Genomic DNA, 16,736 nt, shown 5'->3' with positions numbered 1-16,736 from the left:
TGGCCCATAATGGCGTTAATAGAGCTAAAGTTAATGATACTGCCGGCTCCATCGCCTTTCATAAAAGACATAGCAACTTGAGAGGCAAAAAATGCAGGGTTTAAGTTTATTTGTAAGCACTGATCCCAGTCTTGCACTGTAACGTCTTCGCTCGCTTGGCGGCGGTCGTTCGCTACATTATTAACTAATACATTAATGGCACCAAAAGCGGCGCATGCATCCACAAGTGATTGCTGAAGTGCATGAGAGTCAGTTACATCAACTTGCCTATACCATAGTTTTGCATTGGGTAAATCACTAATAAGCGATTGCGCTGCCTTATCATCAATATCTATAAATGCTACTTTTGCATTTTGGTTTACAAAGGACTTAACCATTGCTCTGCCAATGCCTGATGCACCACCTGTAATAAAAATCACTTTGCCAGAAATACTATGATATTGAGCTAGGGTGTCCAAATTAAACTCTCCATACAGCGCATTTTCAATTTTATTTAAACTCTTTATAAACTTACATTTACAGTATAAAGAGCCAAACTAAGTTGTTATTGCTGTGTTAAAATATTTAGCTAATTAAAAGTTTATATCATATCCTTGAGTACATTAATATGATATATGATATATAATAAAGCAATATATCAACTCGGAATCCTGCGCAATGAAAAGCCAACCCCGTCAAAATTTAACACAACAATTAACCCACGATTTGGGTTTTGCTATTGTGCGTGGTGTTTACCCTGTAAGCGAAGGCCTCCCTTCTGAAGCCGATTTATGTATAAAGTATGATGTAAGTCGCAGCGCTACCCGCGAAGCGGTAAAAATGCTCTCTGCTAAAGGATTAATTTCTTCTCGTCCTAAGCAAGGTATTCGTGTATTACCTGAAAGCAGCTGGAACATGTTTGACACCGACGTACTACGTTGGATTTTAAGCAGCAAGCCATCACTTTCATTATTAAAAGAATTTACTCAAGTACGCGTTGCCCTTGAACCACAAGCAGCCGCTCTTGCTGCACTAAATGCAACTGCTGAACAACTCGCTGAAATTGATAACGCCTTAGCCCGTATGGCTGAAGCAGACGAAGGCTTGGACGACCCACTCGAAGCTGATATTGCTTTTCATACCAGCATATTAGTTGCCAGTAACAATCGCTTTTTTGTGCAGTTAACTGAGTTTATTAGTACTGCCCTTAGAGTAAGTATTCGTTATACAAACCACATTAAAGGTGTACCGGGCGCAGACGTTGCTAAGCACGCTAATATTTTAGAAACCATAAAGTCACGCGATCCTGAACGCGCTAAAAAAGCAGTAGAAACAATTTTAGAAGAAGCACTACAGTTAATTGAATCTAAATTAGTTTAATGTTAGTTCAACATTTTGTATAAATATTGAGTCCATCGAATTTACTCTTTGCAGTATATTTTATGGACTTTTTTATTGCCTATAAGGCTTAATACCAATCCGCAATAATACTTGATCATTTAATTAAACGAATTGGTATAAATTACAGACATTAAAAAATCCGATATCAGTCTCCTGATATCGGATTTTTAATTATTTAAATCAGATTAATAACTCTGGTTATTAACTGAGATAAAACGCCTTTTACAGGCTAGAATTACAATCCTAATTTCTTCTCAAGGTAGTGGATGTTAGTACCACCATTTTGGAAGTTTTCATCTGCAAGAATTCTCTTATGCAAAGGAGTATTAGTTTTAATTCCGTCAATTACTAGCTCGTTAAGTGCATTGCGTGCGCGGGCAATAGCTACATCACGGTTTTCACCGTAAGTAATTAACTTACCAATCATTGAATCGTAATGTGGTGGAACCGTGTAGTCAGCGTAAATATGGCTGTCCCAACGAATACCTAAACCACCTGCTGGATGGAAACGTGTAATTTTACCCGGTGACGGGATAAACGTTTCAGGATCTTCAGCATTAATACGACACTCAATAGCATGACCACGAATAACAACGTCGTCTTGAGTGAATGATAACGGTTGACCCGCTGCAATTTTTAACTGCTCTTTCACTAAATCGATACCAGTAACCATTTCAGTTACAGGGTGTTCAACCTGAATACGTGTATTCATTTCGATGAAGTAAAACTCGCCGTTTTCGTATAAAAACTCAAACGTACCTGCACCGCGGTATCCAATTTCGATACATGCACGTGTACAGCGCTCGCCAATGAATTTACGCGTTTCAGCAGTAATTCCTGGTGCTGGAGCTTCTTCAACTACTTTTTGGTGACGACGTTGCATAGAACAATCACGTTCACCTAAATGTACTGCATTACCTTGGCCGTCTGCTAATACTTGAACTTCGATGTGGCGTGGGTTTTCAAGGAATTTTTCCATGTAAACCATGCTATTACCAAAGAATTGCTTAGCTTCTTGCTGTGTTAATGCAATTGAATCAATAAGTTCAGATTCGCTGCGAACAACACGCATACCACGACCACCACCGCCACCAGCAGCTTTGATGATTACCGGGTAACCGATACGCTTAGCGATTTGCATGTTGCGTTCTTTATCATCTGATACTGGACCGTCAGAGCCAGGAACACATGGAACGCCGGCTTTACGCATTGCTGCGATAGCAGACACTTTATCACCCATAAGGCGAATAGTGTCGCCACGAGGACCGATAAATACAAAACCACTTTGCTCAACTTGGTCGGCAAAATCAGCATTTTCTGCAAGGAAACCGTAACCAGGATGAATCGCTACAGCGTCAGTTATTTCAGCCGCAGCAATAATGCGCGGAATATCTAAATAACTTTCAGTTGCTGATGGTCTACCAATACAGATGGTTTCATCTGCAAGCAATACATGCTTAAGATCGCGATCTGCCGTTGAATGCACAGCAACCGTTTTGATCCCAAGCTCTTTGCAGGCGCGCAATATACGAAGTGCAATTTCACCTCGGTTTGCAATGACTACTTTATCTAACATTAGAGTTGGCCTTTTAGGTTACGCTATTATTCAATGATGAATAGAGGTTGATCAAATTCTATTGGCTCGCCATTTTCAGCTAAGATAGCTCTTACTGTACCGGCTTTATCTGATTCAATTTGGTTCATCATTTTCATAGCTTCGATAATACAAAGTGTATCGCCAACTTTAACTTGCTGACCAACTTCTACATATGCTGGAGCTTCAGGAGACGCAGCTGAGTAAAAAGAACCAACCATTGGTGATTTAACTTGATGACCCGTAGGCTCAGCTGGTGCTGCTGCTTCAACAGCTACAGGNGCAACTGGTGCTGCTGGCGCTGGTGCATATTGCTGTGGAGCAAATTGCGGGTAACCTGGGCCAGCGCTCATGTTGTTACGGTTAATACGTACTGATTCTTCACCTTCAGTGATTTCTAGCTCAGCAATACCTGATTCTTCTACTAATTCGATAAGCTTCTTTATCTTGCGAATATCCATTACACGACCCGCCTGTTAGTTTGTGTGTTAATTTAAATTAAATTGCGCTTTGCAACCGGCTCACAGCGGCATTCAATGCTGCGTGATAACCCATTGCGCCTAATCCACATATCACGCCTTGTGCCACATCAGAAAAATACGAATGATGACGAAAGGCTTCACGTGCGTGCACATTACTTAAGTGCACCTCAAAAAACGGAATATCAACACTCAACAGTGCATCACGTAATGCGACGCTAGTATGCGTAAATGCAGCTGGGTTGATAATTATGTAATCAACCGCTTGCCAAGCATCGTGAATTCGTTCGATGAGTGCTTGCTCACTATTACTTTGAAAATGCGTTAACTCAACATCTAGACTATTAGCAGCACTGGTTAGCTCCTCCATAATCTCACTCAGCGTCTGAAAACCGTATTTATCCGGTTCACGTTTACCAAGCATGTTTAAATTTGGACCATTTATAACTAAAAGGTTAAATTTTGCAGCCATAATACGCGATATATCCTATAAGTAATGAGTTAAGCGGTTACTAACTAGTTTTTCACTTTTAAGTAAGCAGAAAAAGCAATGTAGCAACAATTTCTCACGTTAACCAACTATTATAGTGATTTCGACGTAAATAGCAGCAAAATACTGGTCTTATCAGTGTCGTGGGTACAAATATAAGAAGAATTAAGAAGGTGCCACTTAGTCAATTCAAGTGGCACTATTGCACTATTATTGTGCGCTGGCGCGCACAACTGCTAGGTGTTTAGTAAAGTCCTCAGCATTTAAAAAGCCCGTTACGCGCTGCGTACTAAGCTCTTGTCCTTGAGTATTAAAAAACAAAATACTAGGTAAACCAAACACCGTGTACTCTTCCATTAGCTCAATTGTTTTATTATCACTCTCAGTTAAATCAATTTGAATAAGCTGATAGTGGCTAAACTCACTTTGCACTTTGGCATCAGGAAAGGTGTAATGTTCAAACTCTTTACACGCCACACACCAGTCGGCATATAAATCGACCATAACCATTCGACCTTCGTCGTTTGCTTGTGCAACTGCTTCTTTTAATTCTGCTAAATCAGCAACCTGTTTAAACTCATTATTTTGTGAGCTTACCTGTACTGTTTGTACTTGAACTGGCCAAAAGTAGTTTTTAGTTAACGTAAAGCCTGTAATAACTAATAGAGTTGCAGCAAACCATAATGCAGTTTTTAACTTGCTTTGTGTTTGGCTACTTTGCCAATGATGTAAGTACAGTGCTGTTGCTAATGCAAGCACACCTGCCATTAATAATATAATGTCGGCGCTTACTAGTCGCTCAAGTAATATAAGCGGCACAACGAGCATCACAAAACCAAACAAGGTTTTAACTTGCTCCATCCAACCACCCGCTTTAGGAAGCAATTTACCGCCAGATGTACCAAGTAATAAAAGTGGTAACCCCATACCTAAACTGAGCACGTACAGTGTTAAACCACCTACTAAGTAATCACCACTTTGCGCTACAAATAACAGTGCCGCCGACAGTGGCGCAGTAGTACAAGGTGATGCTATTAAGCCCGAAAGTACACCCATTAAAAATACGCCAACGTAGTTGCCGCCTTTTTGGCTGTTACTTACTTGGGTTAGCTTGCTCATCATACTGCTTGGCAGTTTAATTTCGTACCAACCAAACATCGACATAGCGAGCAATACAAATAATAAACTAAAGCTGATTAACACAAATGGATGCTGTAAATACCCCTGCACTTGCCCACCAAGCGCAGCAACAACTAAGCCAAGCGCTGCATAGGTAACTGCCATGCCTTGTATATATACAAACGACAACGCAAACGCTTTTTTAGTTGAAAGGTTTTGCTGACCCGCAATTAAGCTCGACAAAATAGGAAACATTGGAAATACGCACGGCGTAAAAGCAAGGCCTACACCAACAGCAAAAAATATGAGTAAATTAGTTATTAAGCTCTGACTGGCTAATTGCTCAGTAAAAGTCAGTTCTTTTTCGGTGTCACCTGAATTTGTTGTAGGTTCAGTAGTTGGCTCGTTGAGTGCTGCAAATGTACTTTGCGCTGTTGCCGCTTCATCTGTAGCGCTATTTTGATCTACATTTTTAATCTGTGCGCCACTAATTACACTAAGTGGAATGCTAATCACTTCTGGTGGATAACAAAGCCCTGCTTTTGCACAGCCCTGATAGCGAACCTTAACAACCGCTCCCTCAGTGATATTACTTAACTTACTAACAACGCTCGCGGTATTAAAAAAGACTTCTGTTTTACCAAAAAATTCATCTTCAATAATTTCGCCACTACCAGAGTCACCTACTTGAATGTTTGCACCCTTGGCAATAACTTCTATTTTCTTTTTATATAAATAATAGTCTGGTGCTATATCCCAACCTACAAACAAGGTGCTACCTTGCTGGTCAAAGTCAAATACAAACGCTTGGTCTACAGGTAAAAAAGTGTGTTGAGGAGGCCCAAGTAGATCACCAAGCACATTATTAGTCGCAGCCTTTACAGGTACGGTTAATAATGTAACCAACAATAAAAAGAAAAAACGCATTAATTCAGTACCTCGTCCATCCAATTAAAATACGCCAAATTTCCCGTAGAAACTTCTAAAACCTGGATCTCTGGCACTTCGTAGCTATGTAGCTCTTTTATTGTTAGAAACACATCGTTCATTTTGTCTGCTTTTGTTTTTATAAGTAGCTTGGCTTCAGTTGCTTCTACCACTTCGCCTTCCCACATATAAATAGAACCCATGTTAGGTAAAATATTTACACAAGCGGCCAGCTTTTTCTCTACTAGCGCCCTTGCAAGGGTGCGTGCTTCGGCTTCATCTTTGCAGGTCGTAAAAATCATTTTAAATTGCGTACTCATTATGAACCTTTACTTATTGGACAGTGTCTAGCTTCATAGTATCTGATAGCCGATACAATGTGTAGACGCTAAAATATCAGTAAAATGACGATACCTATGCCCTAACCTTGAAAAGAGACCTCGTCACCCTCATTTATATTTCATCAACTCTTTTGAGTGTCATTATTTAGAGAGCGCTATGTTTAGATTTTTATTTGTGTTGTTTATTATCATCCCTATTATCGAAATCGCTTTGCTGATTCAAGTAAGCGACGTGATTGGCGGATTTGCAACAATTGCACTTGTTGTTATTACTGCGATTTTAGGTGCCAAAATGGTTAAAACACAAGGTATGGGTGCGCTGCAAAACGTACAAGCGCAAATGGCGCAAGGGCAAATGCCAGCCAAAGAATTATTTACCGGTATATGCGTTGTAATTGCAGGTGTATTACTCCTTACTCCTGGCATTATGACTGACGTATTTGGGCTACTATTATTAACCCCTGCAATTCGTAACAAATTGGCTGCAGGCCTTGCTAGCCAAGCAACTGTTAGAATGAGCGCAGGCATGCAACAAGGGCCATCGCCGTTTGCTGGGCAGCAACATGCTGAACGAGAGCAAGGGCAAATGGAACGACCAACTACTATTGATGGTGAATATGAGAGAAAAGATTAAAAATTTATCGTTTTTTCTCTTGGAATTTTTCACTCTACCCCCATTAATGAATGCAAATTAGAAAAGCTTTTTTCTGTACTGTTCAGAAACTGTTAGGAGAACTAAAAAACATGAACATTCGTCCTTTACAAGATCGCGTAATCGTTAAACGTCTAGAAGAAGAAACAAAATCTGCTGGCGGTATTGTATTAACTGGCTCTGCAGCTGAAAAATCAACTCGCGGAGAAGTTGTAGCCGTTGGTAATGGTCGCGTTTTAGAAAACGGTGACGTGAGAGCGTTAGAAGTTAAAGCCGGTGACACTGTGTTATTTGGCTCATATGTTGAAAAAGTTGAAAAGATCGAAGGTCAAGAGTACCTGATCATGCGTGAAGATAATATTTTAGGCATTGTAGGCTAAACCTACTTTTCGTTTATAAACATTTAAGAATTTAGAGGAATTTAAAACATGGCAGCAAAAGAAGTACTTTTTGCAGGTGACGCACGCGCTAAAATGCTAACTGGCGTAAACATCCTGGCAAACGCAGTAAAAGTTACATTAGGTCCTAAAGGCCGTAACGTTGTACTAGATAAATCATTTGGCTCACCAGTTATCACTAAAGATGGTGTATCTGTAGCAAAAGAAATCGAACTTGAAGACAAGTTTGAGAACATGGGCGCACAAATGGTTAAAGAAGTTGCATCTAAAGCAAATGATGCAGCCGGCGATGGTACAACTACCGCTACAGTACTTGCACAGTCTATTGTTAATGAAGGCCTTAAAGCTGTTGCAGCGGGTATGAACCCAATGGATCTTAAGCGCGGCATCGACAAAGCAGTTATTGCTGCTGTTGCAGAGCTTAAAGCGTTATCTGTTCCTTGTTCTGATACTAAAGCAATTGCACAAGTAGGTACTATTTCAGCTAACTCTGATAAAGAGATTGGCGACATCATTGCACAAGCAATGGAAAAAGTAGGCCGTAACAGTGGTGTTATTACTGTAGAAGAAGGTCAATCACTTGAAAACGAACTAGATGTTGTTGAAGGCATGCAGTTTGACCGTGGTTACTTATCTCCTTACTTTATCAACAGCCCAGAAAAAGGCACTGTTGAACTAGATAACCCATTTATTCTACTTGTAGATAAAAAAATATCTAACATCCGCGAATTATTACCAACATTAGAAGCGGTTGCTAAAGCAAGCAAACCACTACTAATCATCGCAGAAGACCTTGAAGGCGAAGCACTAGCTACATTAGTAGTTAATAACATGCGCGGTATTGTTAAAGTATCAGCAGTTAAAGCACCTGGTTTTGGCGACCGTCGTAAAGCAATGCTACAAGATATCGCTGTATTAACTGGCGGTACTGTTATTTCTGAAGAAATCGGCTTAGAGCTTGAAAAAGCAACAGTTGAAGACCTAGGTACAGCTAAGCGCGTAATTATCACTAAAGATGATACAACAATCATTGATGGTGCTGGTGAAGAAGCGGGTATTAGCGGTCGTGTTTCACAAATTAAAGCACAAATCGAAGAAGCAACATCAGACTACGATAAAGAGAAATTACAAGAGCGTATGGCTAAACTAGCCGGCGGTGTTGCAGTAATCAAAGTAGGTGCTGCTACTGAAATGGAAATGAAAGAGAAAAAAGACCGCGTTGAAGATGCATTAAATGCAACTCGTGCAGCGGTTGAAGAAGGCGTAGTACCTGGCGGTGGCGTTGCACTTGTACGTGCAGCTAGCAAGCTGGTTGATTTAGTTGGCGACAACGAAGATCAAAACCACGGTATTAAAGTTGCACTTCGTGCAATGGAAGCACCACTTCGTCAAATCGTAACTAACGCTGGCGAAGAAGCATCAGTTGTAATTAACGCAGTTAAAGGCGGCGAAGGTAACTACGGTTACAACGCAGCAACTGGCGAATACAACGACATGATTGAAATGGGTATCCTAGATCCAACTAAAGTAACACGCTCTGCATTACAGTTTGCAGGGTCTATTGCGGGTCTAATGATCACTACTGAAGCAATGGTAGCTGAAATCCCAAAAGATGAAGCTGGTGGCGCTGATATGGGTGGCATGGGCGGAATGGGTGGTATGGGCGGAATGATGTAAATCATCCCCTAAACACCTAGCTCAAATAAAAACCCAGCTTCGGCTGGGTTTTTAGCTATTGGGCACAAATAAAGTAAAAGCCACAGGTGTGGCTAATTAATAAAATGACTTCGCGTATCCCTTTGCTTCTTAAATGCATGCCAAGCCATACTCAGAGTTAATTTTATTTATTAAAAATTATTAAGGATATTAAGATGAATAAAAAACCTGAACTAATCATCTCATCACTCGATGCAGATAGATTGTATGACTTAATGGAATCATTGCCTGCAGGTAGCTTTGCTAATAAAGAAGAATTGGAAGCTGAACTGGCACGAGCTACAATAGTCGAACCTAAAGATATGCCATCGTCAGCTGTAACGATGAACTCAACTGTAAACTTTATTGTTGAGTCTTCTAAAGAAGAATTTACGTTAACCTTGGTGTACCCAAAGAACAGTGACTCTAGCGGCGATAAAATATCGATATTATCACCCGTTGGTAGCGCATTACTTGGGCTAAACCAAGGCGACGAAATTGAGTGGCCTAAACCGAGTGGCGGCTTAATAAAGGTAAAAATAAAAGAAGTAACCTATCAACCAGAACGTGCTGGTGAATTACACAGATAAACACTTTATGCACTTAGTACTAAAAAATCGATTTAAAGTAGACCCAGCCTCGGCTGGGTTTAACTTTTTATTATAAAGCAGATTAATATTGTTTAATTTATACCCACATCTAAGTTACGTATAACTAAGATTTATATTAAATGGATTTATTAAATAATAACGGAATATTCATCTTCTTTGTTTTTGTTGCCCTTGTGACTGGGTTATTTTCATTCGTAGTTTGGGCTATGCTCAAAATGGTCACGTGGGGTAAAAGTATGTCTAAGGGGGCTTATTTATTTTTAGCATTCTTTCCGCTTATTTCTATTATTCCTATCCCACCGCCTACATACGAAAATGTACAAAAAGCAAAACAAGAACAAAGAAAACGCAAAGAAGACTCAGGTGATCCACCCGATGATGAAGACGAACTCGTAAGTTAATTCATATTACATACTGCGGGCATATACCTGCGTAATCGTTTACTAAATATGATAAAAAGCACATTTATTTAATAGTACGGAGTGAGCTAAACATGACTAACGTTCAACAGCATATCGGCAGCATTGCATTAGTTGTTAAGGACTACGACGATGCCATTGAGTTTTATACTCAAAAGCTTAACTTTGAGTTAGTTGAGGATACTGATTTAGGAGAGGGTAAACGCTGGGTGTTGATTTCACCTCCAAATTCAAACGGGGCTAGTTCAAATGGGACTAATTCGAGCAGGACTAATCTACTGCTTGCTAAAGCCACAACACCCGAACAGATCAGCGCTATTGGTAATCAAACGGGTGGGCGCGTGTTTTTATTTTTGCATACTGATGACTTTTGGCGAGATTATAATTTAATGCTTTTTAAAGGCGTTACATTTAACGAAGAGCCTAGAGTAGAACCCTATGGCACCGTAGCGGTTTTTGAAGACTTGTATGGTACAAAATGGGATTTATTACAGCTTAATAATCAGTGAGATAAAATGCTGTTAAATATAAAAGCAAAATTTTTATTAAGCGCAGGAGTTATTGCATCTGCAGCGGCTGTATGGCATTTACTTTGTATATGGGGTGGCACTAGTTGGTTTATATTTGCTCGCGCCCCAATACAAATAATAGAATCATCACAGCAAGGTACATTCCTTGCGCCTTTAGGTAGTATTGCAATAGCTGGACTCATGTTTGCCTGTACTGCATTTGCCTTATCAGCAATTGGCTTAGTGCGTAACATAGTACTTACTAGAACCGCTTTAATTGCTATTGCAACCTTGTGTATCATACGAAGCTTAATAATTATCCCTGCATTAATACGAGCCGATACGTGGAATATTATAGCGAGCAGTGTTTGGCTTTATGTAGGTGTATGCTTTTTAGTGGGTGCAATAACGTTCCACAATTTAAAGCCGAACACTGATAGTTGAGTGACGCTTAAACTCACGTCACTTTATTAACTAACTCTCTTACAATTGCGAATAAATCACTGGGTAGCATTCCCCTTTGCCCGTCTCGCTCACTTGCAATATCACCGGCTTTAGCATGCAGTGTTACACCATAACGTGCTGCTTCATCAATAGTTAAACCTTGGGCAAGCAATGCACCAATAATACCAGTAAGTACATCGCCACTGCCGCCAACGGCCAATGCCGGGTTGCCATCTTCACATACCCACGTTTGCTCAGCATTATCTATTAATGTTCCAGCCCCTTTTAATACACAAGTCGCGGTATAGCGCTTGGAGCAAAGGCGAGCATAATTAAAACGATCAGATTCGATTTCGCTGGTGCTAACACTTAGCAGTCGCGAAGCTTCGCCGGGATGTGGAGTAAGTACGCATTGCTCTAACGTGTATGATGAAGCTTGCTTAGCCAGTAAATTAAGGGCATCTGCATCTATAACCAATGGCATTTTATTGTTTTGGCAATATTGCATTACTTCATCGAATGTTTGTTGTGCCCACTCGTCTTGCCCAAGCCCTGGGCCAATAACAACGCAGCTTGCCCACTCTAGCGCTTGATGTAAGTTATTACTGCTTACCATAAGTTCTGGTCTGCCAATACTAATAGGCGTTATTGAGCTTTCGTGTGTATACACTCTTACCATGCCAGCACCCGTTCTAAGAGCTGCTTCACTACTTAACCTAATTGCACCTGCAGTACCTTGATTGCCACCAACACATAAAAGTTTACCGTGGCTTCCTTTGTGACTATTGATTGCCCGCGTGGCTATTCCTTTAAAGCTATTGATATTAACAAGGGTTCCTGAAGATTGAGCGATACAAGTAAACGCATCGCCAATTGCTAAATCATCAAATACTAACTTACCGCTATATTGTTTACCTGCCGTCGTTGCGAGCCCTTGCTTAATGCCCACAAAAGTAACGGTTGAAGTCGCTTGTACTGCACATCCTAAAGGCTGCCCTGTATTCGCCTCAATACCTGACGGTATATCAATGCTTATTACGGGCTTATCACTGTTATTTACAGCTTTTATTATATTCGCAAAATTATCGCGCACTGCGTTTTTAAGCCCAGTACCAAGGAGCGCATCAATAACGATATCGCACTTATTAAGAGTGTCTTTTGTAAAATGAGAAACCACCCCACCCGCTTCAATCCATAACTGCTGCGCTTTTGCTGCATCACCGGTTAATACTTTATTAGGCTCAGCTGCGCATACTGTTACCTCTTTACCTGATTGCATAATAAGCCTAGCTACAATGTAACCGTCTCCAGCGTTGTTACCATGGCCAACAATAACTAATGTATGCTGTGCATCAAATAACTGCCATTGCTTATATACGGCCTCGCCTGCACGCTGCATTAGGGTAAATAAATCACAATGACTATTTTTAGCAGCTAAAGCTTCGTTGTCTCTTACTTGTTGTGCGGTAAATAAGATTTTATTGAGCATGAAGGTTCCTATAGTGAGTGATACCTCACCTTATCAAATACTTATATCTAGCGGCTAGNCCCGAGCCAATTTGGGCATGACCAACATGAGCACGACTAACTTGAGCAAGGTGAGCTAATTAAAGTACAATGCAGTTAATTAAAGGCTTGGCTTACTTGTAACCCAAGCCTGTTTATTTTTAGGTAGAGAAAAACATGGCACAAACTCGCGGTAACTTATTTATTTTGTCAGCCCCTTCTGGTGCTGGTAAATCAAGCTTAATCAATGCGTTATTAAAAAAACACGCTGACATGAAAGTATCTGTATCACATACAACTCGCGCCCCTCGCCCAGGTGAAGAAAATGGCGTGCATTATCACTTTGTATCTACAGACGAATTTAAAGCGCTTATTGCCAAAGATGACTTTTTTGAATGGGCTCAAGTATTCGATAATTACTACGGCACATCAAAGCAGGCTATTGAGTCGCAACTTGATGCGGGTATTGATGTGTTTTTAGATATTGATTGGCAAGGCGCTCAGCAAGTGCGCAAAATTATGCCAAGCGTACAAACTATTTTTATTCTACCGCCTTCAAAAGAAGAACTAGAACAACGCTTAAATAACCGTGGCCAAGATTCGGCTGAAGTTATTGCCTCTCGTATGGCAAAAGCACAATCTGAAACATCACATTATAACGAATACGACTTTGTAATTGTTAATGATGACTTTGAGAGCGCACTTGGCGACATAGAAATGATTGTAATGGCTCAACGCTTAACACTAAAAGCGCAAGAAGATCGTCATCAAGTTTTACTAAATAGTCTGCTTAAATAATTTAAGCCTACTTAAATTAGGCTTAGGCAAGTAAAACTGATAAAAATTGAACACTGGCTATTGGCGAAAGTGGCTCCTTGGAGTAAACTACGTCTTTGCTTTTAAATTATTTTTGGAGTGCTGTGATGGCCCGCGTAACAGTTGAAGATGCAGTAGATGCAGTTGGTAATCGTTTTGACTTAATTTTAGTTGCGGCTCGTCGTGCCCGCCAAATTGCTGTTGGTGGTAAAACTCCACTAGTAGACCCTGAAAACGATAAGCCAACGGTAGTTGCTTTACGTGAAATTGAATTAGGTTTAGTTGATAGCGCTTCAATGGACTTAATTGACCGTGAAGAACAACAACACCAAGAAGCAGCAGAATTAGCTGCTGTTGCCGCTATTGTTGGTGGCAACCAATAATCGACCTCCCGGTCTGATTTAGCCAACGGCGCAGTATTTCTACTATAGCCGTTGGCAATCCTTTCATTTCATCGTATATTCGTAGCTTACCTAATTTGCTTCACTAGGGCTGTTTATCTTTCGAGGTTAAATTTGCAGTAGTATGTTTGGTATTTAGGCAAGGCAGAGCCTATGTAGTGTGGTTATTCCCCATAAATAGGCGATAACGCAGCATAAATGCAAAACATGCGCTGCCTAAAGGGTTCTGCCTAGGGGCAATTTACTCTTTGTTGCTCGATTTTTACTTAGCCCGCTAGGCTAAAAACCTCGCGCCGCGTTTAAATCGTCCCTAGATTGAACAAATTTTAATCCTGAAAGGTCAACAGGCCCTAGAACATTGGAGTGTGAATGTATCTTTTTGAAGGTCTTAAAAAGAAAATTTCAGAATACTTGCCCGCTGCTGATGTAGAGCTGGTTCAAAAATCTTACGTGGTAGCCCGAGAGGCCCATGAAGGACAAACTCGCTCAAGTGGCGAACCTTACATAACTCATCCAGTAGAAGTAACCCAAATTCTTGCAGGCATGCATCTTGACCATGAAACGCTCATGGCCGCGCTAATGCATGATGTAATTGAAGATACTGATTTTAGCCAACAAGATTTAGCCGAAATTTTTGGCGAAACTGTGGCAGAACTCGTTGAAGGTGTAAGTAAGCTCGATAAGCTCAGCTTTAAAGATAAAAAAGAATTCCAAGCTGAAAACTACCGCAAAATGATTATGGCAATGACTCAGGATATTCGAGTTATTTTAATCAAGCTTGCTGATAGAACGCACAATATGCGTACTTTAGGGGCACTGCGCCCAGATAAGCGCCGCAGAATAGCACGTGAAACGCTTGAGATTTACGCGCCAATAGCAAACCGCTTAGGTATTCACGATATTAAAAATGAGCTTGAAGACTTAGGTTTTCAAGCTTTATATCCTATGCGTCATCGCGCACTTAAATCTGAAGTAGCTAAAGCACGTGGTAATCGCAAAGAAGTTATCACTAATATCCAACATGAAATAGAAGCACGTCTTGAAGAGTCAGGCATTAAAGCGACTGTGTCTGGCCGTGAGAAACATTTATATAGTATTTATAAAAAAATGCTTAATAAAGAACTGCTATTTAACGAAGTTATGGATATTTACGCGTTTAGAATTGCAGTTGATTCTATGGATACGTGTTATCGCGTATTAGGTGTGGCTCATAGTCTTTATAAGCCTATAGAAACACGCTTTAAAGATTATATTGCTGTACCAAAAACTAATGGTTACCAATCGCTTCATACTTCATTAGTTGGCCCACACGGAATACCTGTTGAGATTCAGATTCGTACTCACGATATGGATCAGATGGCCGACAAAGGTGTAGCGGCGCACTGGATGTATAAAAAATCAGGTGATGGTGCCGGTAATACTTCGCAGCAACGTGCTCGCCAATGGATGCAAAGCTTATTAGAGCTTCAGCAAAGTGCGGGTTCATCGTTTGAATTTATTGAAAACGTAAAAACTGAGCTATTCCCAGAAGAAATTTACGTATTTACACCTGATGGTCGTATTGTTGAGCTACCAATGGGCGCTACCGCAGTCGATTTTGCGTATGCAGTGCATACTGATGTAGGCAACACTTGTGTAGGCGCTCGCGTTAATCGCAAGCCACATCCTTTAAGTCGGCCATTAGATACAGGGCAAACCATAGAGATAATAACAAGCTCAGGTGCCCACCCTAATGCAACATGGCTAAACTTTATTGTTACTGGTAAAGCACGCTTAGGTGTTCGTAATTACCTTAGAAGCCAGCATCATGAAGAGGCTATGCTTTTAGGGCGTCGTTTACTTGATTCGGCATTAGGCGAAAACAAACTAGATAGCATTGCTGATGAAAATATAGCGAGAGTACTTGAAGAGCACGAACTAACTACGCTTCTTGAATTACTTGTAGAAATTGGCTCTGGTAACTTAATGAGCATGTTAATTGCCAAGCGCTTATTACAAAATGACAATGACGATTTAACTGATATAACAAGCCAAGCTAAAGCGACCATTATTGGTACTGAAGGCATGTTAGTGAATTACTCTAAGTGTTGCCGACCTGTACCAGGCGATGCCATTACGGCTCATATAAGCCAAGGTAAGGGCCTGACCGTTCACCGCCAAGAATGTAAAAATATTCGTGGTTGGGAAAATGAGCGCTCTAAATACTTAGTTGTAAAATGGGACGATAACCCAGAAAAAGAATATATTGCAGCTCTGAGAGTTGAAATTATTAACCATCAAGGCGCGTTAGCTAAGCTAACCAATGTTGTCGCTACAACCCAAGCCAATATTGTCGAAATTGCCACCGATGAAAAAGAAAGTAATTTATACGTGATAGATTTAGGGGTTACCGTTAAAAACCGTATCCACGTTGCTAACATTATGCGCCGCATTCGCGTTATGCCTGATGTACAAAAAGTCTATCGTAAAAAATAAAATAGGAAACACATGAATAAAGCATTTATCTCTACCGACAAAGCACCTGCAGCTATTGGCACTTATAGCCAAGCAGTTAAAGTAGGTACCGCTGTTTATTTATCTGGTCAAATTCCATTAGTTCCAGAAACGATGGAAATGATTTCAGAAGATTTTAGCGAGCAAACGCATCAAGTATTTAAAAATATTGCTGCGGTATGTGAAGAAGCAGGCGGAAAAATTCACGATTTAGTTAAAATCAATATTTACCTAACTGATCTATCTAACTTCGCCACTGTAAATGAAGTGATGAGCCAATACTTTAAACAACCTTACCCAGCGAGAGCTGCATTAGGTGTTCGTGCACTACCAAAAGGTGCACAAGTTGAAATAGACGGAATAATGGAATTACCTTCTACCAATTAAGTATTACAGGCTATAGAGCTTCTCTATAGCCTTTATTTTTCGCTCCGCACTTCGTTTTATCTGACTTCTTGACTC

Annotated in this window: 19 protein-coding genes; 12 read left to right on the top strand and 7 right to left on the bottom strand. The window is 40.4% G+C overall.

Translation table 11 applies throughout. The annotated features are described in order from the left end of the window. A partial coding sequence (locus tag L654_RS0107185) for an SDR family NAD(P)-dependent oxidoreductase (protein WP_024607673.1) occupies nt 1-458 on the bottom strand: 458 nt, incomplete at its 3' end. Between the two features lie 199 nt (nt 459-657). Here L654_RS0107185 and L654_RS0107180 point away from each other — a divergent pair. Continuing rightward, nucleotides 658-1,359: a FadR/GntR family transcriptional regulator gene (locus L654_RS0107180; protein WP_024607672.1), complete on the top strand. Its 702-nt coding sequence runs from the start codon at nt 658-660 to the stop codon at nt 1,357-1,359. A gap of 256 nt (nt 1,360-1,615) precedes the next feature. On the opposite strand, the gene accC is transcribed toward L654_RS0107180, so the two are convergent. From accC to cutA, 5 genes are all read right to left on the bottom strand, one after another. Then, complete coding sequence (accC, locus tag L654_RS0107175) at nt 1,616-2,956, bottom strand: acetyl-CoA carboxylase biotin carboxylase subunit (RefSeq protein WP_007580045.1); 1,341 nt, start codon at nt 2,954-2,956, stop codon at nt 1,616-1,618. A 26-nt stretch (nt 2,957-2,982) separates the two neighbouring features. Beyond that, nucleotides 2,983-3,435, bottom strand: a complete 453-nt coding sequence (accB, locus tag L654_RS0107170) for an acetyl-CoA carboxylase biotin carboxyl carrier protein (protein WP_024607671.1) — start codon at nt 3,433-3,435, stop codon at nt 2,983-2,985. 37 nt (nt 3,436-3,472) lie between these two features. Beyond that, nucleotides 3,473-3,925: a type II 3-dehydroquinate dehydratase gene (gene aroQ, locus L654_RS0107165; protein WP_007580040.1), complete on the bottom strand. Its 453-nt coding sequence runs from the start codon at nt 3,923-3,925 to the stop codon at nt 3,473-3,475. Between the two features lie 228 nt (nt 3,926-4,153). Then, entirely contained in the window at nt 4,154-5,989 is a 1,836-nt protein-coding gene (locus L654_RS0107160; RefSeq protein WP_024607670.1) for a protein-disulfide reductase DsbD, read from the bottom strand. After that, entirely contained in the window at nt 5,989-6,309 is a 321-nt protein-coding gene (gene cutA, locus L654_RS0107155; RefSeq protein WP_024607669.1) for a divalent-cation tolerance protein CutA, read from the bottom strand. Before cutA ends, L654_RS0107160 begins: the two co-directional genes overlap by 1 nt. A 178-nt stretch (nt 6,310-6,487) precedes the next feature. Between cutA and L654_RS0107150 the strand changes: the two genes are divergently transcribed. From L654_RS0107150 to L654_RS0107120, 7 genes are all read left to right on the top strand, one after another. Beyond that, nucleotides 6,488-6,964: an FxsA family protein gene (locus tag L654_RS0107150; protein WP_007580034.1), complete on the top strand. Its 477-nt coding sequence runs from the start codon at nt 6,488-6,490 to the stop codon at nt 6,962-6,964. Nucleotides 6,965-7,074: 110 nt separating this feature from the next. Then, entirely contained in the window at nt 7,075-7,362 is a 288-nt protein-coding gene (locus L654_RS0107145) for a co-chaperone GroES (RefSeq protein WP_007580032.1), read from the top strand. 48 nt (nt 7,363-7,410) lie between these two features. Beyond that, nucleotides 7,411-9,057 carry a chaperonin GroEL gene (groL, locus tag L654_RS0107140; RefSeq protein WP_024589564.1) on the top strand — a complete coding sequence of 549 codons (1,647 nt, stop codon included), beginning with the start codon at nt 7,411-7,413 and terminating at the stop codon, nt 9,055-9,057. A 194-nt stretch (nt 9,058-9,251) separates the two neighbouring features. Further along, nucleotides 9,252-9,665, top strand: coding sequence for a nucleoside diphosphate kinase regulator (gene rnk, locus L654_RS0107135; RefSeq protein ID WP_024607668.1), 414 nt, complete (start codon nt 9,252-9,254; stop codon nt 9,663-9,665). 257 nt (nt 9,666-9,922) lie between these two features. Beyond that, entirely contained in the window at nt 9,923-10,087 is a 165-nt protein-coding gene (locus L654_RS01000000125685; RefSeq protein WP_007375928.1) for a hypothetical protein, read from the top strand. A gap of 92 nt (nt 10,088-10,179) precedes the next feature. Beyond that, complete coding sequence (locus L654_RS0107125; protein WP_024607667.1) at nt 10,180-10,614, top strand: VOC family protein; 435 nt, start codon at nt 10,180-10,182, stop codon at nt 10,612-10,614. A gap of 6 nt (nt 10,615-10,620) precedes the next feature. Next, complete coding sequence (locus tag L654_RS0107120; protein ID WP_007580023.1) at nt 10,621-11,058, top strand: hypothetical protein; 438 nt, start codon at nt 10,621-10,623, stop codon at nt 11,056-11,058. A 13-nt stretch (nt 11,059-11,071) separates the two neighbouring features. Here the strand turns inward: L654_RS0107120 and L654_RS0107115 are convergent, their stop codons facing one another. Continuing rightward, nucleotides 11,072-12,547 (bottom strand): bifunctional ADP-dependent NAD(P)H-hydrate dehydratase/NAD(P)H-hydrate epimerase, encoded by a 1,476-nt coding sequence (locus tag L654_RS0107115; RefSeq protein WP_024607666.1) that lies wholly within the window; start codon nt 12,545-12,547, stop codon nt 11,072-11,074. Between the two features lie 194 nt (nt 12,548-12,741). Here L654_RS0107115 and gmk point away from each other — a divergent pair, with 194 nt between their 5' ends. From gmk to L654_RS0107095, 4 genes are all read left to right on the top strand, one after another. Next, nucleotides 12,742-13,362 (top strand): guanylate kinase, encoded by a 621-nt coding sequence (gene gmk / locus L654_RS0107110; RefSeq protein WP_010554822.1) that lies wholly within the window; start codon nt 12,742-12,744, stop codon nt 13,360-13,362. Between the two features lie 125 nt (nt 13,363-13,487). Beyond that, complete coding sequence (gene rpoZ / locus L654_RS0107105) at nt 13,488-13,763, top strand: DNA-directed RNA polymerase subunit omega (protein ID WP_007378835.1); 276 nt, start codon at nt 13,488-13,490, stop codon at nt 13,761-13,763. 387 nt (nt 13,764-14,150) lie between these two features. Further along, entirely contained in the window at nt 14,151-16,256 is a 2,106-nt protein-coding gene (gene spoT, locus L654_RS0107100) for a bifunctional GTP diphosphokinase/guanosine-3',5'-bis pyrophosphate 3'-pyrophosphohydrolase (RefSeq protein WP_007580016.1), read from the top strand. Nucleotides 16,257-16,268: 12 nt separating this feature from the next. Beyond that, entirely contained in the window at nt 16,269-16,661 is a 393-nt protein-coding gene (locus L654_RS0107095) for a RidA family protein (RefSeq protein ID WP_007580015.1), read from the top strand. Nucleotides 16,662-16,736: the final 75 nt, after the last annotated feature.

It is taken from the genome of Pseudoalteromonas sp. TAB23 (assembly GCF_000498075.1).
GTDB classification, from domain to species: domain Bacteria; phylum Pseudomonadota; class Gammaproteobacteria; order Enterobacterales; family Alteromonadaceae; genus Pseudoalteromonas; species Pseudoalteromonas arctica.
The sequence above is the reverse complement of the archived record's forward strand: the minus strand, read 5'-3'. Positions and strand labels throughout refer to the sequence as shown.